Origin of the sequence: Intestinirhabdus alba, from assembly GCF_009711095.1 — a bacterium.
GTDB lineage: Bacteria > Pseudomonadota > Gammaproteobacteria > Enterobacterales > Enterobacteriaceae > Intestinirhabdus > Intestinirhabdus alba.
Window position 1 is genome coordinate 1 of sequence record NZ_WMJZ01000028.1, and the last position, 26,076, is coordinate 26,076.

General features: G+C 60.5%; 29 protein-coding genes. 20 read left to right on the forward strand and 9 right to left on the reverse strand.

Features of this window, described 5'->3' with window-relative positions; translation table 11 throughout:
- Positions 1-339: 339 nt before the first annotated feature.
- A complete protein-coding gene (locus GJV78_RS17385; protein ID WP_155109533.1) occupies positions 340-1,602 on the reverse strand; it encodes a FliC/FljB family flagellin in 1,263 nt (420 codons plus the stop codon).
- 317 nt (positions 1,603-1,919) lie between these two features.
- On the opposite strand from GJV78_RS17385, the gene fliD reads away from it, so the two are divergent.
- The 4 genes from fliD (at position 1,920) to amyA (ending at position 5,683) form a co-directional block, all read left to right on the forward strand.
- The gene (fliD, locus tag GJV78_RS17390) at positions 1,920-3,335 is read left to right on the forward strand and encodes a flagellar filament capping protein FliD (protein WP_155109534.1); all 1,416 of its coding nucleotides are present in this window, start codon (positions 1,920-1,922) and stop codon (positions 3,333-3,335) included.
- 9 nt (positions 3,336-3,344) lie between these two features.
- Complete coding sequence (gene fliS, locus GJV78_RS17395) at positions 3,345-3,755, forward strand: flagellar export chaperone FliS (RefSeq protein WP_155109535.1); 411 nt, start codon at positions 3,345-3,347, stop codon at positions 3,753-3,755.
- Complete coding sequence (fliT, locus tag GJV78_RS17400) at positions 3,755-4,120, forward strand: flagellar protein FliT (RefSeq protein ID WP_155109536.1); 366 nt, start codon at positions 3,755-3,757, stop codon at positions 4,118-4,120. Before fliS ends, fliT begins: the two co-directional genes overlap by 1 nt.
- A gap of 75 nt (positions 4,121-4,195) precedes the next feature.
- Complete coding sequence (gene amyA / locus GJV78_RS17405) at positions 4,196-5,683, forward strand: alpha-amylase (RefSeq protein ID WP_155109537.1); 1,488 nt, start codon at positions 4,196-4,198, stop codon at positions 5,681-5,683.
- 40 nt (positions 5,684-5,723) lie between these two features.
- On the opposite strand, the gene yedD is transcribed toward amyA, so the two are convergent.
- On the reverse strand, positions 5,724-6,137 hold the full coding sequence (gene yedD / locus GJV78_RS17410; RefSeq protein ID WP_155109587.1) for a lipoprotein YedD: 414 nt from the start codon (positions 6,135-6,137) through the stop codon (positions 5,724-5,726).
- Positions 6,138-6,318: 181 nt separating this feature from the next.
- Here yedD and yedE point away from each other — a divergent pair, with 181 nt between their 5' ends.
- The gene (gene yedE / locus GJV78_RS17415) at positions 6,319-7,524 is read left to right on the forward strand and encodes a selenium metabolism membrane protein YedE/FdhT (protein ID WP_155109538.1); all 1,206 of its coding nucleotides are present in this window, start codon (positions 6,319-6,321) and stop codon (positions 7,522-7,524) included.
- Positions 7,521-7,754, forward strand: a complete 234-nt coding sequence (gene yedF, locus GJV78_RS17420; protein WP_155109539.1) for a sulfurtransferase-like selenium metabolism protein YedF — start codon at positions 7,521-7,523, stop codon at positions 7,752-7,754. The genes yedE and yedF overlap by 4 nt, the downstream gene beginning before the upstream one ends.
- A gap of 221 nt (positions 7,755-7,975) precedes the next feature.
- Here the strand turns inward: yedF and GJV78_RS17425 are convergent, their stop codons facing one another.
- From GJV78_RS17425 to GJV78_RS17440, 4 genes are read right to left on the reverse strand one after another with little or no spacing between them, the layout of a single operon-like run.
- A complete protein-coding gene (locus GJV78_RS17425; protein ID WP_155109540.1) occupies positions 7,976-8,668 on the reverse strand; it encodes a 2'-5' RNA ligase family protein in 693 nt (230 codons plus the stop codon).
- 47 nt (positions 8,669-8,715) lie between these two features.
- Positions 8,716-9,426: an MgtC/SapB family protein gene (locus tag GJV78_RS17430; protein ID WP_155109541.1), complete on the reverse strand. Its 711-nt coding sequence runs from the start codon at positions 9,424-9,426 to the stop codon at positions 8,716-8,718.
- A gap of 15 nt (positions 9,427-9,441) precedes the next feature.
- The gene (locus GJV78_RS17435; RefSeq protein WP_155109542.1) at positions 9,442-10,680 is read right to left on the reverse strand and encodes an MFS transporter; all 1,239 of its coding nucleotides are present in this window, start codon (positions 10,678-10,680) and stop codon (positions 9,442-9,444) included.
- Positions 10,681-10,693: 13 nt separating this feature from the next.
- Positions 10,694-11,509: an MBL fold metallo-hydrolase gene (locus tag GJV78_RS17440; protein WP_155109543.1), complete on the reverse strand. Its 816-nt coding sequence runs from the start codon at positions 11,507-11,509 to the stop codon at positions 10,694-10,696.
- A 320-nt stretch (positions 11,510-11,829) separates the two neighbouring features.
- Between GJV78_RS17440 and GJV78_RS17445 the strand changes: the two genes are divergently transcribed.
- On the forward strand, positions 11,830-13,992 hold the full coding sequence (locus GJV78_RS17445; RefSeq protein ID WP_155109544.1) for an extracellular solute-binding protein: 2,163 nt from the start codon (positions 11,830-11,832) through the stop codon (positions 13,990-13,992).
- A gap of 26 nt (positions 13,993-14,018) precedes the next feature.
- On the opposite strand, the gene GJV78_RS17450 is transcribed toward GJV78_RS17445, so the two are convergent.
- Together GJV78_RS17450 and fliE are read right to left on the reverse strand one after the other, a co-directional pair.
- Positions 14,019-14,519: a hypothetical protein gene (locus tag GJV78_RS17450; RefSeq protein ID WP_155109545.1), complete on the reverse strand. Its 501-nt coding sequence runs from the start codon at positions 14,517-14,519 to the stop codon at positions 14,019-14,021.
- A 172-nt stretch (positions 14,520-14,691) separates the two neighbouring features.
- Positions 14,692-15,006 carry a flagellar hook-basal body complex protein FliE gene (fliE, locus tag GJV78_RS17455; protein ID WP_155109546.1) on the reverse strand — a complete coding sequence of 105 codons (315 nt, stop codon included), beginning with the start codon at positions 15,004-15,006 and terminating at the stop codon, positions 14,692-14,694.
- Positions 15,007-15,222: 216 nt separating this feature from the next.
- On the opposite strand from fliE, the gene fliF reads away from it, so the two are divergent.
- The 13 genes from fliF (at position 15,223) to fliR (ending at position 25,796) form a co-directional block, all read left to right on the forward strand.
- The gene (gene fliF, locus GJV78_RS17460; RefSeq protein ID WP_155109547.1) at positions 15,223-16,905 is read left to right on the forward strand and encodes a flagellar basal-body MS-ring/collar protein FliF; all 1,683 of its coding nucleotides are present in this window, start codon (positions 15,223-15,225) and stop codon (positions 16,903-16,905) included.
- Complete coding sequence (gene fliG / locus GJV78_RS17465; protein WP_155109548.1) at positions 16,898-17,896, forward strand: flagellar motor switch protein FliG; 999 nt, start codon at positions 16,898-16,900, stop codon at positions 17,894-17,896. The genes fliF and fliG overlap by 8 nt, the downstream gene beginning before the upstream one ends.
- The gene (gene fliH, locus GJV78_RS17470) at positions 17,889-18,593 is read left to right on the forward strand and encodes a flagellar assembly protein FliH (RefSeq protein WP_155109549.1); all 705 of its coding nucleotides are present in this window, start codon (positions 17,889-17,891) and stop codon (positions 18,591-18,593) included. Before fliG ends, fliH begins: the two co-directional genes overlap by 8 nt.
- Positions 18,593-19,966: a flagellar protein export ATPase FliI gene (fliI, locus tag GJV78_RS17475; protein ID WP_155109550.1), complete on the forward strand. Its 1,374-nt coding sequence runs from the start codon at positions 18,593-18,595 to the stop codon at positions 19,964-19,966. The genes fliH and fliI overlap by 1 nt, the downstream gene beginning before the upstream one ends.
- Before the next feature lie 18 nt (positions 19,967-19,984).
- Positions 19,985-20,428, forward strand: a complete 444-nt coding sequence (gene fliJ, locus GJV78_RS17480; protein ID WP_155109551.1) for a flagellar export protein FliJ — start codon at positions 19,985-19,987, stop codon at positions 20,426-20,428.
- Entirely contained in the window at positions 20,425-21,606 is a 1,182-nt protein-coding gene (gene fliK, locus GJV78_RS17485) for a flagellar hook length control protein FliK (protein ID WP_155109552.1), read from the forward strand. The genes fliJ and fliK overlap by 4 nt, the downstream gene beginning before the upstream one ends.
- Positions 21,607-21,709: 103 nt before the next feature.
- Positions 21,710-22,177 carry a flagellar basal body-associated protein FliL gene (gene fliL / locus GJV78_RS17490; RefSeq protein WP_155109553.1) on the forward strand — a complete coding sequence of 156 codons (468 nt, stop codon included), beginning with the start codon at positions 21,710-21,712 and terminating at the stop codon, positions 22,175-22,177.
- A gap of 4 nt (positions 22,178-22,181) precedes the next feature.
- Entirely contained in the window at positions 22,182-23,186 is a 1,005-nt protein-coding gene (fliM, locus tag GJV78_RS17495; RefSeq protein ID WP_155109554.1) for a flagellar motor switch protein FliM, read from the forward strand.
- Entirely contained in the window at positions 23,183-23,596 is a 414-nt protein-coding gene (fliN, locus tag GJV78_RS17500) for a flagellar motor switch protein FliN (protein WP_155109555.1), read from the forward strand. The genes fliM and fliN overlap by 4 nt, the downstream gene beginning before the upstream one ends.
- Positions 23,597-23,598: 2 nt before the next feature.
- Complete coding sequence (gene fliO / locus GJV78_RS17505) at positions 23,599-23,979, forward strand: flagellar biosynthetic protein FliO (RefSeq protein WP_155109556.1); 381 nt, start codon at positions 23,599-23,601, stop codon at positions 23,977-23,979.
- On the forward strand, positions 23,979-24,716 hold the full coding sequence (gene fliP / locus GJV78_RS17510) for a flagellar type III secretion system pore protein FliP (RefSeq protein WP_155109557.1): 738 nt from the start codon (positions 23,979-23,981) through the stop codon (positions 24,714-24,716). Before fliO ends, fliP begins: the two co-directional genes overlap by 1 nt.
- A 9-nt stretch (positions 24,717-24,725) precedes the next feature.
- Positions 24,726-24,995, forward strand: coding sequence for a flagellar biosynthesis protein FliQ (gene fliQ, locus GJV78_RS17515; RefSeq protein ID WP_155109558.1), 270 nt, complete (start codon positions 24,726-24,728; stop codon positions 24,993-24,995).
- A gap of 6 nt (positions 24,996-25,001) precedes the next feature.
- Complete coding sequence (gene fliR / locus GJV78_RS17520; protein WP_167519626.1) at positions 25,002-25,796, forward strand: flagellar biosynthetic protein FliR; 795 nt, start codon at positions 25,002-25,004, stop codon at positions 25,794-25,796.
- 3 nt (positions 25,797-25,799) lie between these two features.
- On the opposite strand, the gene dsrB is transcribed toward fliR, so the two are convergent.
- Entirely contained in the window at positions 25,800-26,003 is a 204-nt protein-coding gene (gene dsrB / locus GJV78_RS17525) for a protein DsrB (protein ID WP_155109560.1), read from the reverse strand.
- Positions 26,004-26,076 lie beyond the last annotated feature (73 nt).

Genomic DNA, 26,076 nt, shown 5'->3' on the forward strand with positions numbered 1-26,076 from the left:
TCATCAGCGACAGGCTGTTAGTGTTGATTACTGCCATAGTTGAGTTTCCTTAATAACGTGTTTAATTTCAGGCCACTGGCCCACGGCTCCTGCGCCGCTATCCAGATTATCGACAGCCAAAAACGAACCTTTAGCCTTTTTTATCTGAGGCACTTACCCCTCTGCCGGAGCAAACGCCAGGGCGGTAAAAGCACCACGATCGGTAAGAGGTCGAATCAGGCAGGTGTGCGCCCTGCGCGTGAAAAGGGTGGGATGCGGAGGCGCGTCAGGCCGGTGGTGAAGAACAAATAAAAGGCAGCCAGGCTGCCTTTAATGAGATCGAGGGTACTGACCGGGGGATTAACGCAGCAGGGAGAGCATGGTCTGCGGCACCTGGTTGGCCTGCGCCAGCACCGACGTACCGGCCTGCTGCAGGATCTGCGCGCGGGACATATTGGACACTTCCGTCGCGTAGTCAGAATCTTGGATTCGGCTGCGGGCGTCGGTCAGGTTGTTAACCGTGTTGTTCAGGTTGGTGATGGTTGATTCAAAACGGTTCTGGGAGGCACCCAGGATACTGCGCTGGGTGTCAACGGCCTTCAGCGCGGCGTCGATGTCCGCCAGCGGGCTGCCGTCGGTTTCGCCTTTGTTGTTAACGGTGCCGTTCAGCACGTCAAAGCCCTTGGCCGCCACGGTACGCATATTGCCGTTAACCACCGCGCCAGGGACGGCTTCCGCAGCCTTAGTACCCGCAGCCTTAGCAGTGTCAACGGTTCCGGACATTTTGCTTTGTACAGCATTCAGAACAGCGGTAGTTTGTGCCTCTGTCGGCGTGGCTGCGCCGTAATAAGCCGCTAACGCAGTATGATCGGTAGAAGAGAGCGTTGCGGAGGCATCGATACCTGCCGCTTCTTTATAGGCCACTAACGCCGCATCTTTAGCTGCGCCGGCGGCGGCGGAAGTATAGGTTGCATAAGCGGCCTTACCTGCAGTTATCTGATCTGTGTAGGCCTTTTTGCTCGCGGTGTCATACTTACCTTTAGCGTCATCCAGTGCCGCCTGGTTGGTATTAATTGCCGTGCCGGAGGTGCCGTTGTCACCGGCCGCGGCCAGGTTCCAGCCCGCGCTGGAGCCGATTTCAATATTGATCTGCTCGCCGTCTTTCGCGCCCACCTGGAAGTCATAGCTCTGGGCCGTGCCTTCACGGTTATCAAGAATTTTAATACCGTTGAAGTCGGTCTGCTTGGTGACGCGGTTGATCTCCTCCATACGCTGGTTGACTTCCGCCTGGATGGAGTCGATATCGGAGGCGGAGTTGGAGCTGTTCTGCGCCTGCACCGTCAGGTCGCGAACGCGCTGCAGGTTGTTGTTGATTTCGCTCAGCGCGCCTTCCGCGGTCTGGGACAGGGATATCCCGTCGTTGGCGTTACGGGCGGCGACGGACAGGCCGTTGATGTTGGAGGTAAAACGGTTGGCGATCGCCTGGCCGGCGGCGTCATCCTTCGCGCTGTTAATACGCAGACCGGAAGACAAACGCTCAATCGCGGTGCCCAGAGCAGACTGAGATTTATTCAGGTTGTTCTGGGTCATCAGCGACAGGCTGTTAGTGTTGATTACTGCCATAGTTAAGTTTCCTTAATAAAGTTTTAATTTCAGGCCACTGGCCTACGGCTCCTGCGCCGCTATCCAGGTTATCGACTCCCATAAATGAACCTTTAGTTTTTTTTATTTGTCGGCCTCATTCCGGCAGCGCGCCGGTCCCCCGTAGCCGGAAAAGATAAATAAACCTGAATACCGCGCGATCAGAGCGGCACCGAGCCGCGGAATACCCGGCGAAAAAACCTTCTTATTCCGCAATTGGCCGCCATATCTTTTTGCTAAACTTTTCACATTAATTGCCGATACAAGTTCCACGGGTTCTTATTCAAAAGGAAAATGAAATGGCAAGTATTAGTGCTCTTGGAGTCGGCTCAAATCTGGATCTTGGTGCGCTTCTGGACAGCCTGAAGTCCAATGAACAACAAAGGTTGACGCCGCTCACTTCACAGCAGTCCTCTTATAAGGCGCAGCTGACAGCATGGGGCGTGGTAAAGAGCGCGCTGCAAAAAGTGCAAACCGCAAGCGACGCGCTGATGAAGGCCGATAAGATCGCCACCACCTCAGTAACCAGTAAAAATACCGCCTTTACTGCCACCACCGAGGGCGGCGTCCCGGCGGGCAATTATTCAATCGAAGTCATAAAAATGGCGCAGTCCCAGACGCTGACGTCAAAAGAATTTTCCAGCAATAAAGAACAGATTGGCGGCACAACGGCCTCTGACTCGCGCACCATTACCATCACCCAGCCGGGCCAGGACGATCCGATGGTCATCACGCTGACCGACGATGAGACCTCGTTAACCGGCATTCGCGATGCCATCAACAAACAAAACGGCAGCGTTACCGCCTCCATTGTTAAAGCGGATGACGACTCCTACTATTTATCGCTGACCTCCAGAGAGACCGGCGAGGCGAACACCATGACCGTAACGGTGACCGGCGACGATACGCTGAAGCAAAATCTCGCCTACGATCCCAACGCCGCCTCGGGCAACGGGCTGACGCAGACGGTGCAGGCCTCCGATGCGGAAGTCAAAATTAACGACATCACCATCAAGCGCAGCAGCAACACCATTAAGGACGCGCCCGAAGGGCTGACCCTGACGCTGCTGAAAGAGACCGAAGCGGACAAGCCGGAGACCCTGACCCTTACCCGCGATAATACGGCGATGAAAGAGGCGATTCAGAAGTTTGTTGACGCCTACAACTCTTTACAGACCACCATCGCGTCGCAGACCAAGTACACCGCGGTCGATCAGGGGAGCGATAGCCAGGACGCCAGCAACGGCGATCTGATGGGCGACGGCACCCTGCGTACCATTCAGACGCGCCTGCGCTCGATGGTCATTAGCGCCCAGCCGACGGATTACGCCACCCTCTCCTCGCTGGGGATCACTCAGGACGTCAACGGCAAGCTGACCGTGGACAGCACAAAGCTTGATAAGGCCCTGAACGAGAAGCCGGGCAGCGTCACCGAATTTCTGGTCGGCGACGGAAAAGAGAAAGGCTTTGCCGTGCAGACCAGCGCGCTGCTGAAGGAATTCTTAGCGAGCGACGGCACGGTTCAGAGCGCCACGGACGGTATCAATAAGTCGCTAAAGAAGCTGAAAACCCGCATCGATGACACCACGATCAGCATCAATAACACCATCGAGCGCTATAAGAAGCAATTTACACAACTCGATACGCTGGTGAATAAGCTGAATAATACCGGCAACTACTTGAGCCAACAATTTACCGCTATGTCTTCGTCGTAAGGATTTTGCATGTATAGCCGTGCAGGCATTAACGCATATGCGCAAATAGAGGTGGAGAGCGCCGTAATGAGCGCCTCCCCTTATCAACTGGTGAATATGCTTTTTGACGGCGCGCTCAGCGCGCTGAAAAAAGCGCAGATATTACTCGAACAGGGGGATATTCCCGGCAAGGGGAAAGCGCTAACAAAAGCGATCAATATTATTTCGAACGGCTTACAGTCCGGGCTTGACCGTAGCGTCAATCAGGAGTTATGCGACAACCTTGATAATCTTTATGATTACATGGTTCGTCAGCTATTACGGGCAAACTTACATAACGATGCCGCGGCCATAGCTGAAGTTCATGCCCTGCTGAATAACCTTGCGGAAGCATGGAAAGAAATTGATCCCTCCCCTTCAAAAGCACAGGATAAAAAATAATGAGTGCCTCATCATCATCCTTGCAGCAATGGCTACGACTTCGCGCGGCAAGCCAACATATGCTCAGGCTGGTTACTGAAAAAAGATGGGATGAACTGGTTGAGGGAGAAATGGAATATATTCGTCTGGTTGAGGCGCTGGCGCAGAAATCATTCCAGCCGGGCGACCCCTCAACACAGAATCAAATAAAGGAACTGCTCCGGGTCATTATTGATAACGAAAATGAGGTGAAGCGGCTGCTCACGATCCGCATGAACGAGCTGAAGGCGCTTATTCAGAGCGGCAATCAGCAGAAGACGCTGACCTCCGCCTATAGCAACCACTCCGGAATGCTGCTGGTGCCGGACGCGCCAGGCACCCCCTGACAAATTTCCGCATCAGTCGAAAAATCTTCCATACTCCAGAGGTCGAATAACACGACTTCTGGAGCAAGGAAGAAGATGAAAAACCCCACGCTGTTGCAGTGCTTCCACTGGTATTACCCCGACGGCGGCAGGCTGTGGCCTGAACTGGCCGAACGTGCCGACGACCTTAACCATATCGGCATTAATATGGTCTGGCTGCCCCCGGCCTGTAAAGGTGCCTCCGGCGGCGAGTCGGTGGGCTACGACAGCTACGATCTTTTCGACCTCGGCGAGTTCGATCAAAAAGGCTCGGTAGCCACCAAATATGGCGACAAGCAGCAGCTGCTGGCGGCCATTGAGGCGCTGCACAGAAATAAGATCGCCGTTCTGCTCGACGTGGTGGTCAACCATAAGATGGGCGCAGACGAAAAAGAGAGCATCCGCGTACAGCGGGTTAACCCGGACGACCGCACGCAGGTTGCGGAGCAGATCGTCGAATGCGAAGGCTGGACCCGCTACACCTTTCCCGCCCGCGCGGGCCGGTATTCACAGTTTATCTGGGATTTTAAGTGCTTCAGCGGCGTCGATCGTATCGAGAATCCGGACGAAACGGGCATCTTTCGCATCGTAAATGACTATACCGGCGACGGCTGGAACGATCAGGTCGACGATGAGCTGGGCAACTTTGACTACCTGATGGGGGAAAATATTGATTTCCGCAACCGCGCGGTCACCGAGGAGATCAAATACTGGGCCCGCTGGGTAATGGAACAGACCCGCTGCGACGGTTTTCGCCTGGACGCCGTGAAGCACATCCCGGCATGGTTCTACAAAGCGTGGATCGAACACGTACAGGCGGTGGCACCTGAGCCGCTGTTTATCGTGGCGGAGTACTGGTCCCACGAGGTGGACAAGCTGCAGACCTATATCGACCAGGTGGACGGCAAAACTCTGCTTTTCGACGCCCCGCTGCAGATGAAATTTCACGAGGCCTCCCGACTGGGGAGCCGCTACGATCTGCGGCAGATTTTTACCGATACCCTGGTGGAGGCCGATCCGCTTCACGCGGTGACCCTTGTCGCCAACCATGACACCCAGCCGCTGCAGGCGCTCGAAGCCCCCGTTGAGACGTGGTTTAAGCCGCTGGCCTATGCGCTGATCCTGCTGCGGGAGAACGGCGTGCCGTCGGTGTTTTATCCGGATCTGTTCGGCGCGCAGTATGAAGATGTGGATAGCGACGGGGAAACCTGCCGTATTGAAATGCCGGTTATCGAACGACTCGACGCGCTGATCCTCGCCCGCCAGCGCTTTGCCCACGGCGTGCAGACCCTCTATTTCGATCATCCGAACTGCATCGCCTTCAGCCGCAGCGGCACCGCACAGGAGCCGGGCTGCGTGGTGGTGCTCTCCAACGGCGACGCGGGCGAAAAAAAGCTGACCCTTGGCGAGGGCTACGGCGGTAAGGGCTGGCGCGACTTTCTGGGAAACCGCGAGGAGCGGATTGTCACCGATGCAGACGGCACGGCCACCTTTCTGTGCAACGGCGGCAGCGTCAGCGTCTGGGTGATGGAGGAGGCCCTGTAACGATAGCCCCGGCGGCGTCCTTCTGCCGGAGCCTGCGCCGTTACGGCAGCGGCGACGGCAGCGGCGCTTTTTCCAGCACGGCGGCGCACGCCACGGTGGGCTGCGCCACCCGCCGCAGGGTCATGCCGTCATACTCCAGGGTGTTCCCCTCGCGCTCAACCCCATACAGCTCGCGCCTGACCGTCACGTTGGTCAGGTCGCCGGACATGGTGGTGAGCTTGCCCGGCAGCGCGATCACGCGCTGCCACTGGCGGCAGTCGAGGGTATCGCCCTCGCGGGTCACCACCAGGCTGGCTATCGCCTCCGGGCTGACCAGCTTGCGCTGCGGCCCCTGGGTCTGCCAGTAGCCCACCAGCCCGGCCGGAGCCGGCGTTTTGACCACCGCATCATAATTATCCACTTCGGCGCATCCGGCCAGGACCAGCAGCGCGCCGGCGATCGCTAACTTTTTCATCATTCATCCTGCTGCAAAGAAAAAGGAATTGTGTCACTAAAGCCCTGATGTCGCCAGCCTTGCCCCGCTTCTGATTTTTTGATCTGCGTGGGATTACCGTCTGATAACGCCAGGTAAAACGGCCCGACTGGTGTAATATCCCTCCTTCGTTTCACCCCTTCTGAGTTCAGAGGCAAAAACCATGTCATGGCAACAGTTCAAACAGAGCTGGTTAATTACGTTCTGGTCACCTGTCCCCGCGGTTATCGCGGCGGGCATTCTCTCTACCTACTATTTCGGCCTTACCGGCACCTTCTGGGCGGTCACCGGTGAATTTACCCGCTGGGGCGGACAGATCCTGCAGCTGTTCGGCGTGCACGCCGAAGAGTGGGGCTACTACAAGTTGATTCATCTTGAGGGCACGCCCCTGACCCGCATCGACGGCATGATGATCCTCGGCATGTTCGGTGGCTGCCTGGCCGCCGCGCTGTGGGCAAACAACGTTAAGCTGCGGATGCCGCGCAGCCGGGTGCGTATTCTGCAGGCGATCGTCGGCGGCGCGATCGCCGGCTTCGGTGCCCGGCTGGCGATGGGCTGCAACCTGGCGGCGTTCTTTACCGGTATTCCGCAGTTTTCTCTCCACGCCTGGTTCTTTGCGCTGGCGACCGCCATCGGCTCCTGGTTCGGCGCGCGCTTTACCCTGCTGCCGCTGTTCCGTATTCCGGTTAAGATGCAGAAAGTCTCCGCCGCCTCGCCGTTAACCCAGAATCCGGCTCGGGCGCGTCGCCGCTTCCGGCTGGGAATGCTGGTGTTTATCGGGATGCTCGGCTGGGGGCTGCTGACGGCGATGAACCAGCCGAAGCTGGGGCTGGCGATGCTGTTCGGCGTCGGCTTCGGGCTGCTTATTGAGCGCGCGCAGATCTGCTTTACCTCCGCCTTTCGCGATCTGTGGATCACCGGGCGTACCCAGATGGCGAAGGCGATTATCTTCGGGATGGCGGCGAGCGCCATCGGTATTTTCAGCTACGTGCAGCTTGGCGTAGAGGCGAAGATCATGTGGGCCGGCCCGAACGCGGTGATTGGCGGTCTGCTGTTCGGTTTCGGTATCGTGCTGGCGGGCGGTTGCGAAACCGGCTGGATGTACCGCGCGATGGAAGGCCAGGTGCACTACTGGTGGGTCGGGCTGGGCAACGTGCTCGGCTCCACCGTGCTGGCTTTTTTCTGGGACGACTTCGCCCCCTCCCTCGCCACCCGCTGGGATAAGATCAACCTGCTGGACACCTTTGGCCCGCTGGGCGGCCTGCTGGTGACCTATCTGCTGCTGTTCGCCGCGCTGCTGCTGATTATCGGCTGGGAAAAACGCTTTTTTCGCCGCGTCGGGCTGGCGACGGTTAAGGAGACCCTATGAAAAATATCGTTCCTGATTACCGTCTGGATATGGTGGGCGAACCCTGCCCCTACCCGGCGGTCGCCACCCTGGAGGCGATGCCACAGCTGAAAAAAGGCGAGATCCTCGAAGTGGTCAGCGACTGCCCCCAGTCGATTAACACTATTCCGCTGGACGCGCGCAACCACGGCTATACGGTGCTGGATATTCAGCAGGACGGCCCGACCATTCGCTATCTGATCCAGAAGTAGCTCCGCCGCCTTCCGAAGCCCGGTTGCGGAAGGCGCGGCCCCTGCCCGACGGCAAAACCCGCCGCCGTCGGGATTTTCCTCCCGCGCTCCAACGCCCTTTAAGTATGTTGTAACTAATAAGCCGTTGACCGACAATTGCCGCGGGGTGACGCCCGGTGAGAAAGGCCGCGCCGGCCCTCAGTGCCGCCGGTGGCGACGCACGGAGCGCGCGGTCTTTCCGTCTACCCGGCCAGCAGCGCATTCAGCCTGTCGGTTTGCCCGACGTCGTAGCGGGTGGCGAAAGTATCGCCGCCTACCACAAATTTTGCCGCACAGGCCGCGATGGGCGGAAGCGCCACCCGGCCCCGGTTCTCCCCGATATCGGTGAACAGCCGGGCCATATCCGTGCCTGGCGCATCCACCACCAGCCGTCCCAGGGTGATATGGACAATATTTTTATGCAGCGCCCCGGCGATCTTTACCTCCCGGTACACCCTTTCCCGCAAGCTGACGACCTGCGCCGAGTCGCCAACCAGAATCAGGCTGCCGTTGGCCGTCAGCAGCAGACGATCGAAGCGGAAGTCAAAGCCGTTATGGGGACGGACAAGGCGGGCGGTTTCCCTGCACAGCGCCTCCCCCTGCCCCGGCGGCGGGGCCGCCGGGTCGTGCCAGAGGGTCAGCAGCGTTGAGTGCAGCCGACGCCCCGGCTCCATGCGGAGCTGCGGATGCCGTCTGCCCAGCCCGTCGCACAGTTCCCCCACGGCGGCGATAAAGTCTGCGGGAAAAGCGCGGAAGTCAGCGCCGACGGGAATATCGCCCTGGCCGACGTTCAGACTGATATCCACGATCCCCACCTTATTTTTCTGCCGCTCCCAGCCCGCGCCGCCGGCCAGCCGCCGCCGGACGGCGCGGGTAATCACCTCATACTGCGTCATGTCTTGCTCCTTAATATGGCCACCCCGCCGCCCACAGCGGGCACAGCCTAATACGCCATCTGCACCGACTTCACCGAACGGATCCCATGCAGCCAGTCATACAGCTCGTTGACCGCAATCTGCTGATTCAGGGTCAGGCGGAACCAGACCTCCAGGCGATCCTTTTTCATATCGCGGATACGCAGCGCCTCAATCATCTTATTCCCGCCCAGCAGCTGGTCCAGCACGTCGGCCAGGTCGCCCCCCTCCTCCAGCACCAGGCTGACGGTGACTTTACCCGGCTGGCGTCGCGGGCGGGAGCGGAACAGCCCTGGACTGACCTTGATCGCCAGCATCAGCAGCGCGGTGGTCAGCAGCGAGTGAAACCAGAAGCCCGCGCCGCAGGCGATGCCCAGCCCGGCGGAGGCCCAGACGATTGCCGCGGTGGTCAGCCCGGAGATGGCGTCATCATGGCGATGCAGAATAACCCCTGCCCCCAGAAAGCCTACGCCGCTGATAATCTGCGCCGCGAGGCGCATTGGATCGCTGCGGATATTGGGCGAAATACCGGCAAAATACTCGGCGGACTCGATGGAGACGATGGTCAGCATACAGCTTGCCACGGCGAGGGTTACGCAGGTTTTAAAGCCCACCGGCTTGCCCCTGGACTCCCGCTCCAGCCCCATTGCGCCACCCAGCAGCAGCGCCATCGCCATGCGTAATATCACCGAGAGGTGGCCGACGGCCTCCCCAGGCAGCGCCTGCATCAGAGATTCCATATTCCGGCCTTCCCGCTACGGCCGCTCTGCGGCAGGCTGCGCCGCCGGCGATTTTTTGCCGGAAAGATCGTCGCGAAAGAGCAGCCAAAACAGCAGCGACACCACCGCCGCCACTATCGCCGGCCATATCCAGAACATCTGCCACTGGGTCAGCCCCTCCGGCCCCGGCGTCGTGACGGTCTGGTTAAAGAGCTGCCCGCAGACCGTGGAGGCGAACAGTAGCCCCACGCCGTTCGAGACGATAAAGCGCAGGCTCTGCGCCTGGGCCTTGATTTTTTCTCCGGCCTTGCGGTCGACGTAGATATCGGCCACGGTAAAGAAGAAATCCCAGCAGAAGCCCTGCAGCAGCAGGCCGAAAAGCACCCAGTACACGCCGCTGTCAACGGCGGCGCCGGAAAACAGCAGGCTGCGGATCACCCAGCAAACGGCACCGATCAGCAGCGTCACCTTAAAGCCAAGCCGCAGGAGGATCGCCGAGAGCAGGAACATAAAGATCACTTCGCTGGCAATGCCGATCTGCATCATCGTCGCCGCGTTATCAAAGCCCAGCGCTTTAAGGAACACCGGAATATAGGCGGAATAGGCGGTTTTCGGGATCATCAATACCAGAATACTGAGCATCAGCAGGCTGAAGTTGCGATCCCTGAACAGCGCCAGCGCGTCCAGGCACAGGAGATCCCGCAGGGCAAAGGCGCTGCCCTTCGCCTTCGGCGGCGTATTCGGCAGGGTGAAGCAGTACAGCCCCAGCGCCACGCCGGCGGCGGCGGCGATATACCACGTCATGGTATCGCCGGAGTAGCCCAGCTGGCCGATAATAAAGCCGATCGCCATAAAGCCGAAGGTGCCAAATACCCTGATTACCGGGAAATATTTCACCCCGTTAATATGATGAAAGCTGATGCTGTTAGACAGCGCGGTGGTGGGATAAAAAAGGATCCCCACGAGGAATATCATGACCAGGGTCATGGTTTGATCCTGCGCCTCAATAAACTGCGGGGTACTGAAAATTATAGCGGCATTTATTAAATGCAGTATGCCCATTATTTTTTGGGAGGCGAAAAAGCGGTCCGCCACCATGCCGATAAACAGCGGCGAAATAAGGGTCGCCACCCCCAGCAGCCCGTAGGCGGTGCCGATAATATTCGCCATGCCGTATGAGCTGAGCACCAGGCCCATGGTCATATTCCACGCCCCCTGCATGAAATACTGAACAAACATCATAATTAAAAGCCGGGGGGTTTTTATTAATTCCATTATTCTTCCCTCTTTAGTCAATGATAAGTCCGTCCCAGGCAACGGTAACGCCGTGGGGCTGCCAGCGCGCCACCATCTCCTTATGGAGCAGAGCGCTGGTGTGCGAGATATGGGAAAGGATAATGTTGCTGCGGGCGTGCAGGCAGCCCTGGGCGCGCAGCTTCTCCATGGCGGAGAGCACGGTGGCAAACGTCATATGATTATCGCTCCGGCTCTCCTCCTTTGCCCCGTAGGTACACTCCAGCACGGCGGTATCAATGACCCTGTTTTCCAGCCAGCGCCAGGTCTGCTCCGGATACCAGCCGGAATCATGTCCGTAAAACAGCGCCTCGCCCCCTTTTTCGATATACCAGACATAGCACAGCTCCCATTTGGCGTGGTTGGCCAACAGCGGCGTCACCTGAAACGCCCCGCAGTCGACGGTGACAAAGGGAGCCAGGCAGTGGAGCTGAAAGCGGGAGCCGCGGTAGCCGTTAAAGGTCTCCACGCAGCCGCTAATGGCCATGTCGTTGCCGTAAATATTCAGCGGATGCTGCTGGCCGTGGCCAAAGCCCTCCATGCGGTTGGTTAATTCGGCAACGTTAAAATGGTCGGGATGAGTATGGGTAAAAAGCAGATCGGTAATCGCGCAGGCGTCGACGCCGTCGCGCAGTATCTGATGGCTGAAGGTGGGTGCAATATCAATTAACAGCACGTCGTCAATAATCACCGACGAATGGGTACGAACATCCTTCCCCTTTATCTGCCGGACTCGCCGGCAGAGGTCGCAGCGGCAAAACGGGTTGGGTATGCCTTCAGACGCCCCCGAGCCAAGAAAGTGGATTTTCATTGTAATTCATTCCTGTGAAAAGAAGAGAAGCCGTCCGGGTTCGCCCCGGCGCACTAATTTTGGATCGTACCAATCATCTATCACTCGCTATCTTGTGCAATACCGACGACATCAAAAGGTGAGCGCTTTCAAAATTAAATTTTAAATATATTTAAAATTCAATTGATTATAATCTATTGCTTTTTTATATCAGGATAGTAAAGCGGGAAAGGCGAAGATATCTCCGCGTCAAGAATATTGGAACGTTCAAAAAACAAAGCCGTGGTCAGCTTTTCGCGCGAATGCTACTATCGTCTGAAAAAGTGAGCGGTGGTAAAAAGATGGCAACAATCAAGGATATAGCCCGGATGGCCGGCGTTTCGCACGGCACGGTATCGAACGTTCTGAACGGGCGGGGAAACGTCAGCGTAGAAAAAATCGAGGCCGTGCGCCGCGCCGCCAGCGCAATGGGCTATCAGCTTAACGCCCAGGCGCAGTCGCTGCGGGCCAGCAAAAGTAACGACATCGCGCTGGTGCTGCCGGACATTGACGCCACCCCCTGCCACCGTCTGTACAGCGGGATCGCCCGCGCGCTGCCCCCCGGCACGGCCCTGAACCTCTACCTCACCGGCGACCGCCCGGCCAGGGAGCGCGAGATCCTCGCCGCTCTGGCGACCCGCGCGCCGAAAGCCGTCATCGTTGCCTCCTGCCTGGAAGAGGCCGACGACTGGTATCGCGCCCTGCGCCTGCCGCCGCGGCAGATCGCCTTTGTCTGGCGTCGCCCGCGCAATGCCGAAGTCAGCTTCAGCCACGACTTTTTTGCCGCCGGTGAAGAAATTGCCCGGCGCATCGCCGCCGGCAAACATCAGCACGTTGGGGTGCTGTGCGATCCGCTGCACTACGCCTGCGCCGGGCGCTTCGTGGCCGGTATTCGCGCCGCGCTGCCCCCCGACGCGCGCCTGACGATTATTGACTCCCCCGACGAGGAGGCCGATCTCGCGGCCTTCGACTTTTTCAGCGCCGCCCCGCCCGATGCCTTTATCACCCAGGATAACGAAAAGCTGCGCAGCCTGACGCGGGCGCTGGCGCTGGGGCACAGCGGCAGGCCGGGAGCGCTGTACTCGCTCAGCGACAGCGAGCCGCCCGCCGACGCCGTCACCCACTATTACCAGCTGGACTACGGCTATCTGGGCCAGAGGATCGTCAGCGATCTTGAAGAAGATAAGGCGCTCCCCCCGGAGACGCTGCTGGCCAACCGGGGCTTTGCGCTGCCGCCGCTTCCCCCCCGGACCCAGGCCCCGGAGGAGACGCTGAACCTGCTGATCCTCCCCTCGCCGTCGACCCAGGCGCTGAAAAAGCTGCTTCCCCACTTTGCGCGCCAGACCGGCATTCGGGTCAACCTGGCGGTTCACCCCTGGGATGAAGTGTTTACCATCCTCTCCTCGCCAGAGCAGCTTGCCTGGTACGATCTGCTGCGCATCGACGTCGCCTGCCTGCCGTGGTTCGCCCGCCAGCGGCTCAGGCCGCTGGCGGATATTGCCGACGATCTCCCGGCGCTGGCGGCTCCCTTTCCCCCTGCGCTTGTGGAGCAGTTCTGCCGGGTAAATGATGAAACGCTGTGGGCGCTGCCCTTTGACGCCAGCACCCAGCTGCTGTTTTATCGTCGCGATCTGTTCAGCGACCCCACCCTCAGCCGCATGTACTATGAAAAGCACGGCGAAGCGCTGCGCGTGCCCCAGCGCTTCAGCGAATTCGATCGTATCGCCCGCTTCTTTGGCGAACTGCACGAGCCGGGCAATCCACGACGCCCTTCCGGCTCCTCCATTACGCTCGGCAACGCCGGGCTTATCGCCACCGAGTATCTGCTGCGCTACTACGCGGAAGGCGGACGCCTGCTGCATCCCGATCGGCCGCCGTCGCTGGAGCCGGAAAGGGGCGTCGCCGCCCTGGAGGGCTATCTGGCGCAGCTGGACATCGCCAGCCATCTGAAAAAAGAGTGGTGGAGCGCCTCGGTGGAAAGCTTTCGTGACGGCCAGCTGGCGATGCTGATTGTCTACAGCAATCTCTTTAACCCCCTCAGCCAGCGCGGCCGCTTTCCGGCCCCCGGCTTCGCCCCGGTGCCCGGCGCGCAGCCCCAGATCGGCGGCGGCGCGCTGGGGATGTCATGCTACAGCGAGAAAAAAACCCAGGCGGCGCAGTTTTTCCGCTGGCTCTACTCGCCGGAGATCGTACAAAATCTGGTGCTGCTGGGGGGCAACAGTGCGCATCCGTCCGTCTACGCTAACCAGCGCATTCTGCAGCGCTATCCCTGGCTCGATCTGCTGCGCGACGGCGAACGATACGGCAGGCGCGAAAGCCTGGATTATCAGGGTCGCCCCTTCAATCTGCGTCTGGCAGAGAATATTATTGGCCAGGGCGTCAGCCACGCGATCAATAACATCATGCCGCCCGGCCAGGCCATCGCCTTTATCAATCAGCGCCTGCGCAGCGAAACTCAGGGCTAGCGCTGTTTCGCCTGCGGCATCGAGGTTTACTTGCGGATGGCCCGGAGCAGTCTGACAGACCAGGGTCCGGCGTCGCGCATTGCGGAGGAAACGGTGATGGATTTCCCGTTATTCACCAGGGTAACGGGCACCTCCTTCTCCAGACGCCTTTCCCACGCCGATTCAGCGTCCGGCAAACCGGAACAGAGCCTGACCGTCCCGCCGTTAACGTTAAGATCCAGCTCCACAAAGCGCAGACCGGCAATCTCGGGGACGTACAGCCGCAGCTCTCCCTGCTGCGGACGAAGGCCTGTAATATGAAACTTCTTCAGATCGAAAGGCCCTCCTGCACCCGCGTAGGTCACGATCGCATTGACGCGCGGGTCGTCGGCAGCCAGTAACTCTGGCGAACGATAGTCGATATACCCCCGGTTTGGCCCGGTAACCGTGGCGTGATACGTCATTTCCTTAATGGTTTCAAAGGAGGTGAAGTGATATCCGCAGCCGACCAGCAGCAGCGCCAACAGGGTGAACAAAACAGCTCTCATTTTTCTGGCTCCATTCAGCGGCCTGCGACCGATTCGCATACGACGGCGACGAAGAGGATATGGGAACAAAAAGGTGGAGAAAAGGTAAAAAAGCGGAGCCAGACAACGCGCGCCGGCCCCTTGTACAAAAAAACGGCTTTTCCAGAATTATAATTATAGTAATTTCAAAAGGTTAAACCTGCATATTCATCACTTCCTGGTACGCAGAAACCAGCTTATTGCGCACCTGAATGCCCATCTGCATTGATACCGAGGCTTTTTGCAGATTGGTCATTACGTCATTAAGCGCCACCCCCGGCTCGCCGAGCGTAAACTTCTCCGCCTGGACCCGGGCAAAGGTCTGGGTATCGCTGATACGGCCCAGCGCGGCGTTAAGCTGCCCGGCAAAGCTGATGGTCGGCTTTGGCTGCGCTTCCAGCCCCTTTGCCGATGTCGCCGTCGCCTGAAGCTGGCTGATAACCCCTTCAATCCCCTGTATCGCTGCCATTTCTTTCCCCTGGATATTGACTTACCCGACAGAGCCTAACAGCACGTTAATAAAATAAAGGCGTTAAATAACGATAAAAAACCAGGTTATTTATCCCATAGAAAAATTTGAAAGCACAAATAATGAAACCGTTAATTTTTCGAGTTTGCTGACCCGGGAGTAAGTCTTGTTCCACTTTGCAAATAACGCCGTCTGCGATCGGTCACGAGGTGCGAAATGAATGCGACTGCATCAACGGCAACCCCAATGAAACCTCTCGAGTGGCTTCATCGCCTGCGGGCGAATCCCAGAATCCCGCTGATCGTCGCGGGTGCCGCCGCCGTGGCCATCGTGGTCGCCATGGTGCTGTGGGCTAAATCCCCCGACTACCGCACGCTGTTCAGCAACCTTTCCGATCGCGATGGCGGGGCCATCGTCACCCAACTGACCCAGATGAACGTGCCGTACCGCTTTACCGAAGCCACCGGCGCTATCGAAGTTCCGGCGGATAAAGTGCACGAGCTGCGCCTGAAGCTGGCGCAGCAGGGGCTGCCGAAAGGCGGTTCGGTCGGCTTTGAACTGCTGGACCAGGAGAAGTTCGGCATCAGCCAGTTCAGCGAGCAGGTCAACTACCAGCGTGCGCTGGAGGGCGAGCTGGCGCGCACCATTGAGACATTAGGCCCGGTAAAGCGGGCGCGCGTCCACCTGGCGATGCCCAAACCTTCGCTGTTCGTGCGCGAGCAAAAATCCCCTTCCGCTTCGATAACGGTCAACCTGGAGCCGGGTCGGGCGCTGGATGAAGGGCAGATCAGCGCGGTAACGCACCTGGTCTCCAGCGCCGTTGCCGGTCTGCCGCCGGGCAACGTCACCCTGGTCGATCAGGCCGGCCATCTGCTGACCCGCTCCGGCACCAGCAGCCGCGATCTCAACGACGCGCAGCTGAAGTACGCCAGCGACGTGGAGGGGCGCATTCAGCGCCGTATCGAATCGATCCTGTCGCCGATTGTCGGCAACGGCAACGTGCACGCCCAGGTGACCGCCCAGCTCGACTTTGCGAATAAAGAGCAAACTGAGGAGCAGTATCGGCCGAACGGCGATGCCGCCCAGGCGGCGCTGCGCTCACGCCAGATCAACGTCAGCGAACAGAACGGGGCCGGTCAGCCGGGCGGCGTGCCGGGCGCGCTGTCAAACCAGCCCGCACCGCCTAACGCCGCGCCGATCGCCACCCCGCCTGAGGCGTCCCGGAACGGACAAAACGAACAAAACGGCCAGAATCGCCAGCAGCAGACCGCCAGCGGCCCGCGCAGCAGCCAGCGTAACGAAACCAGCAACTACGAGGTGGACCGCACCATTCGCCACACCAAAATGAACGTGGGCGACGTGCAGCGACTCTCCGTGGCCGTGGTGGTGAACTACAAAACGCTGGCGGACGGTAAGCCGCAGCCGCTGAGCGCCGAACAGATGAAGCAGATTGAAAATCTGACCCGCGAGGCGATGGGCTTCTCCGACAGCCGTGGCGATACCCTGAACGTGGTGAACTCGCCGTTTACCGCGGTGGAAGATTCCGTCGGCGAGCTGCCGTTCTGGAAAACCCAGGCCTTTATCGAACAGCTGATCGCCGCCGGCCGCTGGCTGCTGGTCCTGCTGGTCGCCTGGATCCTGTGGCGCAGGGCGGTTCGTCCGCAGCTGATCCGCCGCGCGGAAGAGGTGAAGGCCGCGCAGGAACAGGCGCAGATCCGCCAGGAGACCCAGGAGGCCGTTGAGGTTCGCCTGAGCAAAGACGAACAGCAGCAGCAGCTTCGGGCCAACCAGCGCCTCGGCGCGGAAGTGCTCAGCCAGCGAATCCGCGAAATGTCAGATAACGATCCGCGCGTGGTGGCGCTGGTCATTCGCCAGTGGATGAATAACGATCATGAGTAAGACCCTTACCGGCACCCATAAAAGCGTCATCCTGCTGATGACCATCGGCGAGGACCGCGCGGCGGAGGTGTTCAAGCACCTCTCCCAGCGCGAAGTACAGACCCTGAGCGCGGCGATGGCCAGCGTCAACCAGATCTCTAATAAGCAGTTGACCGAGGTGCTGTCGGAATTTGAGAGAGAGGCCGAGCAGTTCGCCGCCCTCAGCGTCAACGCCAACGAATACCTGCGCTCGGTGCTGGTGAAAGCGCTGGGCGAAGAGCGCGCCGCCAGCCTGCTGGAGGATATTCTCGAAACCCGCGATACCGCCAGCGGCATCGAGACGCTCAACTTTATGGAGCCGCAAAGCGCCGCCGATATTATCCGCGACGAACATCCGCAGATTATCGCCACCATTCTGGTACACCTTAAGCGCAGCCAGGCCGCCGATATTCTGGCGCTGTTCGACGAACGCCTGCGCCATGACGTCATGCTGCGTATCGCCACCTTCGGCGGCGTACAGCCGGTGGCGCTGGCCGAACTGACCGAAGTGCTCAACGGCCTGCTCGACGGTCAGAATCTCAAGCGCAGCAAAATGGGCGGCGTAAGAACCGCGGCGGAAATCATCAACCTGATGAAGACCCAGCAGGAAGAGGCGGTTATTACCGCCGTACGCGAATTCGACGGCGAACTGGCGCAGAAGATCATCGACGAGATGTTCCTGTTCGAGAACCTGGTGGAGGTCGACGATCGCAGCATCCAGCGCCTGCTGCAGGAAGTGGATTCCGAATCGCTGCTGGTGGCCCTGAAGGGGGCGGAACCGCCGCTGCGCGAGAAGTTCCTGCGCAATATGTCCCAGCGCGCCGCCGATATTCTGCGCGACGACCTGGCCAACCGCGGCCCGGTACGCCTGTCGCAGGTGGAAAACGAACAGAAATCGATCCTGCTGATTGTTCGCCGTCTGGCGGAGAGCGGCGAAATGGTCATTGGCGGCGGCGAGGATACCTATGTCTGATGAACTGCCGTGGAAAGTCTGGACCCCGGACGATCTGGCCCCGCCCCTGACCGAGACGGAGCCGACGACGCAGCCCGACGAGCCGATAGAGTTTGTCGATGTACCGGAGCTAAGTGCCGGGGAGCAGCTTGAACAGGAGCTGGCGCAGCTGAAAGTGCAGGCCCACGAGCAGGGCTATAACGCCGGCCTTGCCGAAGGCCGCCAGAAGGGGCACGAGCTGGGCTATCAGGAGGGGCTGGCCAAAGGGCTGGAGCAGGGCCAGACCCAGGCGCAGGCGGAACATGCGCCGCTGCACGCCCGGATGCAGCAGCTGGTGAACGAATTTCAGAACACCCTCGACGCCCTGGACAGCGTTATCGCCTCACGCCTGATGCAGATGGCGCTGGAGGCCGCGCGCCAGGTTATCGGCCAGACGCCGCCGGTGGATAATACCGCCCTGATTAAGCAGATCCAGCTGCTGCTGCAGCAGGAGCCGCTGTTCAGCGGCAAGCCGCAGCTGCGGGTGCACCCGGACGATCTCCAGCGCGTGGAGGAGATGCTCGGTGCCACCTTAAGCCTTCACGGCTGGCGGCTGCGCGGCGATCCGACGCTGCACCACGGCGGCTGCAAGGTCTCCGCCGACGAGGGCGATCTTGACGCCAGCGTCGCCACCCGCTGGCAGGAGCTGTGCCGGCTGGCCGCCCCCGGAGTTATCTGATGACGACGCGACTCACCCGCTGGCTTAACGCGCTGGATAACTTTGAAACGAAAATGGCGCTGCTGCCCTCGGTGCGCCGCTACGGCCGCCTGACCCGCGCCACCGGCCTGGTGCTGGAGGCGACCGGCCTGCAGCTCCCCCTCGGTGCCACCTGCGTTATCGAACGCCTGGAAGGCAACGAAACCTACGAGGTGGAGAGCGAGGTGGTGGGCTTTAACGGCCAGCGCCTGTTCCTGATGCCGCTGGAGGAGGTGGAAGGCATTCTGCCCGGCGCGCGCGTCTACGCCAAAAACATCGCCGGAGAGGGGCTGCAGAGCGGTAAACAGCTGCCTCTCGGCCCCGCCCTGCTCGGCCGCGTGCTGGACGGCAGCGGCAAACCCCTTGACGGCCTCCCCTCCCCCGACACCGGCGAAACCGGCGCGCTGATCACCCAGCCGTTTAACCCCCTACAGCGCACGCCGATTGAGCACGTGCTGGACACCGGCGTGCGGCCAATCAACGCCCTGCTCACCGTTGGCCGCGGCCAGCGCATGGGGCTGTTTGCCGGCTCCGGCGTCGGCAAGAGCGTGCTGCTCGGCATGATGGCGCGCTATACCCGCGCCGACGTGATCGTCGTCGGCCTGATCGGCGAGCGCGGCCGCGAGGTAAAAGACTTTATCGAAAATATTCTCGGTGCCGAAGGGCGGGCGCGCTCGGTGGTGATCGCCGCCCCGGCGGACGTCTCGCCGCTGCTGCGAATGCAGGGGGCCGCCTACGCCACCCGCATTGCCGAAGATTTCCGCGATCGCGGCCAGCACGTGCTGCTGATTATGGATTCACTCACCCGCTACGCGATGGCCCAGCGCGAGATTGCGCTGGCCATCGGCGAACCGCCCGCCACCAAAGGCTATCCGCCGTCGGTCTTCGCCAAGCTGCCGGCGCTGGTGGAGCGCGCCGGCAACGGCATCCACGGCGGCGGCTCAATCACCGCCTTTTATACGGTGCTGACCGAGGGCGACGACCAGCAGGACCCCATTGCCGACTCGGCGCGCGCCATTCTTGACGGCCACGTGGTGCTGTCGCGCCGCCTGGCGGAGGCCGGCCACTATCCGGCCATTGATATAGAAGCGTCAATCAGCCGCGCAATGACGGCGCTGATCGACGAGCAGCACTACGCCCGGGTGCGTCATTTTAAGCAGCTGCTGTCAAGCTTCCAGCGCAACCGCGACCTGGTCAGCGTCGGTGCCTACGCCAAGGGCAGCGATCCGATGCTGGACAAGGCCATCACCCTGTGGCCGCAGCTGGAGGCATTTTTACAGCAGGGTATTTTTGAACGAGCAGACTGGGAAGACTCGCTCCGGGCGCTGGAGCAAATTTTCCCGACGATGGCATAACGCAGGAGGGCAACGGTCATGGCAGAACATGGCGCGCTGGCAACGCTGAAAGATCTTGCTGAAAAAGAGGTGGACGACGCCGCGCTGCTGTTAGGCGAAATGCGTCGCGGGTTCCAGCAGGCGGAAGAGCAGCTGAAAATGCTGCTCGACTACCAGAACGAGTATCAAAACAACCTGAACAACGACATGAGCCAGGGGATTGCCAGCAACCGCTGGCTTAACTACCAGCAGTTTATTCAGACGCTGGAGAAGGCGATCGATCAGCATCGCCAGCAGCTCGGCCAGTGGACGCAGAAGGTTGACCTGGCGCTCAACAGTTGGCGGGAAAAGAAACAGCGCCTGCAGGCCTGGGAAACCCTGCAGGAGCGCCAAAGCGCGGCGGCATATCTGGCTGAAAGCCGCCTGGATCAGAAAAAAATGGATGAATTTGCCCAGCGGGCAGCAATGAGGAAACCAGAATGATCGTTTTGCCCCAACTGGCCGTTACTGACGTCGATACCGCCGGCGGCCTGCCGCACGGCAAAGCGGCGACCTCCGCGCAGGACTTTCTGGCGCTGCTGGCCGGTGCCCTGGGCGCAGGCGAGGCGCAGGACGCCGCGGCCCCGACCCTTGCCGACCTGCAGGCCGCCGCCGGGCGTCCGCTCCCGGAAGCGGCGGCGGATCTCCGGGGCGATACCGCCTCCGCCGCAACGCTGGCCGAACTGCTGGCGACGCGGGACGCCGCGCCGGAGGGAACAGAGCCGGAACTGAACAGCGCCTCCGGGCTGATTTCCACGCTGACCGCCCCGCAGAAAGAGGCCCTGAGCGCGGCCGCCCGCAGCGGCCTGCGGGAGGAGAGCGATCCGCTGACGGAGGAGGATCTCCTCAGCGATCTGAGCGCCCTGTTCGCCATGCTGCCGGGCCAGCCGCCGCTCGCGCCGCCCCCTGGGGAAGCGCCTGCCGCCCAGGGCGGACGCCCGGCGGGAGAGGTGCGGCCAATGGCGCAGAGCGTCGCTGATGCCTTTGCCGACGGCGAAATGAAACACAGCCAGCCCGGACTGGCCCAGCGCGCCGACGCCGCCGCCCCCTTTACGCCGCTGCCCGTCGCCGCCCCGGTGAGGAGCGAGGCAGAAAATCTTCCGTCGCCGTTAACCTCCGGCCCGGCACCGGCCGCCGTTCCGCCGGCGACCCCGCAGCCGCAGACCGTCGCGGCCGCCCCGCTGCTCAGCGCGCCGCTGGGCAGCCACGAATGGCAGCAGTCTCTCAGCCAGCATGTGACCCTGTTTACCCGTCAGGGCCAGCAGAGCGCCGAGCTACGCCTGCATCCGGAGGATCTCGGCCTGGTGCAGATCTCTCTGAAGCTCGACGACAACCAGGCGCAGCTGCAGATGGTTTCCGCCCACAGCCACGTTCGCGCCGCGCTGGAGGCCGCCCTGCCGGTACTGCGCGCTCAGCTGGCGGAGAGCGGTATTCAGCTCGGACAGAGCAGCATCAGCAGCGAAAGCTTTGCCGGGCAGCAGCACGCCTCATCCCAGCAGCAGCAGACGCCGCGCGCGCCGGGGCAGCCGTTGCCCACCGCCGATGACGACGCCGGGCTGGCCGCCCCGGCCTCGCTGCAGGCCGCCGCCAGGGGCCGCGGTGCCGTTGATATCTTCGCCTAACGCCCGAGGTAGCATGATTATCCGCGTCTTTTCCACGCTTTGCCGTGGGAAGGACACGGGATAATCAGGCATACGCTGTATCGAAACAGGAAGCCCGTATCACATGTCTGACTCCGCGATTAGCAAAAAAAGCAAACGCTCAATATGGATCCCGCTGCTGCTGGTGATTACCCTTGCGGCCTGCGCCGCCGCAGGCTACAGCTTCTGGCGTATGCAGCAGCATCCGACGTCCGCCAAAGCCGAGCCGCCTCCCCCGCCGCCGGCACCGGTCTTCTTTCCGCTGGAGACCTTTACCGTTAACCTGGGCGACGCCGATCGCGTGCTGTACATCGGCATCACCCTGCGCGTCAAAGATGAAGCCACCCGCGAGCGCCTGAACGACTATCTGCCGGAAGTGCGCAGCCGTCTGCTGCTGCTCTTTTCCCGCCAGGAGGCGACGGCGCTGGCTACCGAAGAGGGCAAACTGCAGCTGATCGGTGCCATTAAAGAGGCGCTGGCCGAGCCGCTGGTTGCCGGTCAACCGAAGCAGGACGTCACCGACGTTCTGTATACAGCTTTTATTCTGCGGTAGAGACATGGGCGACAGTATTCTTTCTCAGGCTGAAATCGATGCGCTGTTAAACGGCGACAGCGAGACGCAGGACGAACCGACGGCGGGCATTGCCGGCGACAGCGATATTCGCCCTTACGATCCCAATACCCAGCGGCGGGTGGTGCGCGAACGCCTGCAGGCGCTGGAAATCATAAACGAACGCTTCGCGCGCCAGTTCCGCATGGGGCTGTTCAACCTGCTGCGCCGCAGCCCGGATATTACCGTCGGCGCGATCCGCATTCAGCCGTATCACGAGTTTGCCCGCAACCTGCCGGTGCCGACCAACCTGAACCTGATCCACCTGAAGCCGCTGCGCGGCACCGGGCTGGTGGTGTTTTCGCCAAGCCTGGTGTTTATCGCCGTGGATAACCTGTTCGGCGGCGACGGGCGTTTCCCCACCAAGGTTGAGGGGCGCGAGTTCACCCACACCGAGCAGCGCATCATTAACCGGATGCTGAAGCTGGCGCTGGAGGGCTACAGCGACGCCTGGAAGGGCATTAACCCGCTGGAGGTGGAGTACGTCCGCTCTGAAATGCAGGTGAAGTTCACCAACATTACCACCTCGCCGAACGACATCGTGATCAACACGCCGTTTCACGTGGAGATTGGCAACCTGACCGGTGAATTTAATATCTGTCTGCCGTTCAGCATGATTGAGCCGCTGCGGGAGCTGCTGGTCAATCCGCCGCTGGAAAACTCCCGCCATGAGGATCAGAACTGGCGCGACAACCTGGTGCGCCAGGTTCAACACTCCGAGCTGGAGCTGGTGGCCAACTTTGCCGAAGTGCCGCTGCGGCTGTCGCAGATTTTGCAGCTGAAGCCCGGCGACGTGCTGCCCATTGAGAAACCCGATCGCATTATCGCTCATGTGGACGGCGTGCCCGTACTGACCAGCCAGTATGGCACCGTTAACGGTCAGTACGCCCTGCGCGTGGAGCATTTGATCAACCCGATTTTGAATTCGCTGAATGAGGAACAGCCCAAATGAGTGACATGAATAATCCGTCCGATGAGAACACTGGCGCATTGGACGATCTGTGGGCTGATGCGCTGAACGAACAACAAAACACCGCCAGCAAGAGTCCGGCGGAGGCGGTCTTCCAGCAGCTGGGCGGCGGCGACGTCAGCGGTACGCTCCAGGATATCGACCTGATTATGGATATTCCGGTCAAGCTGACCGTGGAGCTGGGACGCACGCGCATGACCATCAAGGAGCTGCTGCGCCTGGCGCAAGGCTCCGTGGTGGCGCTGGAGGGGCTGGCGGGCGAACCGCTGGACATCCTGATCAACGGCTATCTGATAGCCCAGGGAGAGGTGGTGGTGGTCGCCGACAAGTACGGCGTGCGTATTACCGACATCATCACCCCTTCTGAACGTATGCGCCGCCTGAGCCGCTAACGATGAAGACAGAGGCTACGGTACAACATCCCACCGCCGTTCCCGGTGCCCCGCTGGCGCAGGTGAGCGGCGCGCTGCTTGGCATTATTCTGTTGATTCTGGCGGCGGCCTGGGCGGTTAAGCGGCTGGGCTTTAGCGCCAAAGGGAGCCGCGTCCACGGCCTGAAGGTTACCGCCAGCGTCTCGCTGGGGGCGCGCGAGCGGGTAACGATCGTCGAGGTAGACGACGCCCGGCTGGTGCTCGGCGTTACCGCCACCCAGGTCAGCCTGCTCCATACGCTGCCTCCGGCCCCGGCGGCAGAGAACCAGGAGCAGACGCCGGAGGCCCCGGCGGATTTTCAGGCCATGATGAAGAACCTGCTCAAGCGTTCCGGGAGATCCTGATGCGCCGTTTGCTTTCCCTTAGCCTGGCCTGCCTCTGGCTGGCCAGCCCCGCCGCCCTTGCGCAGCTGCCCGGCCTGATAAGTCAGCCGCTGCCCGGCGGCGGCCAGAGCTGGACCCTGCCGGTGCAGACGCTGGTCTTTATCACCTCGCTAACCTTTATTCCCGCCGTTTTACTGATGATGACCAGTTTTACCCGCATCATCATCGTTTTTGGCCTGCTGCGTAACGCCCTCGGCACGCCGTCCGCGCCGCCGAACCAGGTGCTGCTGGGGCTGGCGCTGTTTCTGACCTTTTTTATTATGTCGCCGACCATCGACAAAATTTATGTCGACGCCTGGCAGCCCCTTAGCGAAGAGAAGATTTCGATGCAGGAGGCGCTGGAGAAAGGGGCGCAGCCGCTGCGCGAGTTTATGCTGCGCCAGACCCGCGAAGCCGATCTGGCTCTGTTCGCCAGGCTGGCCAACAGCGGGCCGCTGCAGGGGCCGGAGGCGGTGCCGATGCGCATTCTGCTGCCCGCCTACGTCACCAGCGAGCTGAAAACCGCCTTCCAGATCGGCTTTACCATTTTTATTCCCTTTCTGATCATCGACCTGGTGATCGCCAGCGTGCTGATGGCGCTGGGGATGATGATGGTGCCGCCCGCCACCATCGCCCTGCCGTTCAAGCTGATGCTGTTTGTGCTGGTCGACGGCTGGCAGCTGCTGATCGGCTCGCTGGCGCAAAGCTTTTACAGCTGAGGATGCGTAATGACACCTGAATCGGTCATGATGATGGGCACCGAGGCGATGCGAGTGGCGCTCTCCCTCGCCGCGCCGCTGCTGCTGGTGGCGCTGATCACCGGCCTTATCGTCAGTATCCTGCAGGCCGCCACCCAGATTAACGAAATGACGCTGTCGTTTATTCCGAAGATCGTGGCGGTGTTTACCGCGATTGTCGTCGCCGGGCCGTGGATGCTGAATCTGCTGCTCGACTACGTGCGGACGCTGTTCAGCAATCTTCCCTGGATCATCGGTTAATCGCCCGTGCTGCATCTCACCAGCATTGAATGGATGTCCTGGCTGAACCTTTACTTCTGGCCGCTGCTGCGGGTGCTGGCGCTGGTTTCCACCGCGCCGATCCTCAGCGAGCGCGCAATCCCCAAACGGGTAAAGCTGGGGCTGGGGCTGTTTATTACCATTATCATCGCCCCGCTGCTGCCGTCGTATAATGAGTCGCTCTTTACCCTTAACGCCCTGTGGGTAGCGCTGCAGCAGATCCTGATCGGCATCGCCCTCGGGTTTACCATGCAGTTCGCCTTTGCGGCGGTACGCACCGCCGGGGAGATTATTGGCCTGCAGATGGGGCTTTCTTTCGCCACCTTCGTCGATCCAGGCAGCCATCTGAACATGCCGGTCCTCGCGCGGATTATCGATATGCTGGCGATGCTGCTGTTTCTGGTCTTCAACGGCCATCTGTGGCTGATCTCGCTGCTGACCGACACGTTTTACACCCTGCCCATCGGCGGCAGCCCGGTTAACAGCAACGCTTTTCTGGCGCTCGCCAGGGCCGGTAGCCTGATCTTCGTCAACGGCATTATGCTGGCGCTGCCGGTGATCGCGACGCTGCTGACCCTCAACCTGGCCCTCGGCCTGCTCAACCGGATGGCCCCGCAGCTGTCGGTGTTTGTTATCGGCTTCCCGCTGACCTTAACCATCGGCATGACGCTGATCGCGGCGCTGATGCCGCTGATCGCGCCGTTCTGCGAGCACCTGTTTAGCGAAGTTTTCAACCTGCTGGCCGATATCGTCAGCGAACTTCCGGCGGGAATCTCCCCCTGATGGCTATTCCGCGCGCTCCGGGTCCGCCGGCTCGACAAAAATACCGTCCTGATGGCCCGTCTCATTGAAAAACCAGATGCCGAGCGGGTAATCCTCCAGCGCAACCAGATACATGGTTCCTTCGCTGAACGCTTCAACCGCCAGCACCACGCCGGGCCGGCGAAGGCCGCCGTCCGTCTTAACCGTAACCCGATCGTTTACCTTCATCGCTTTCCTCCTGTGATTTTGTGCCAGTATAGGACACAGCCTACCCTATACTTATCACTGCCACGGTGAAATT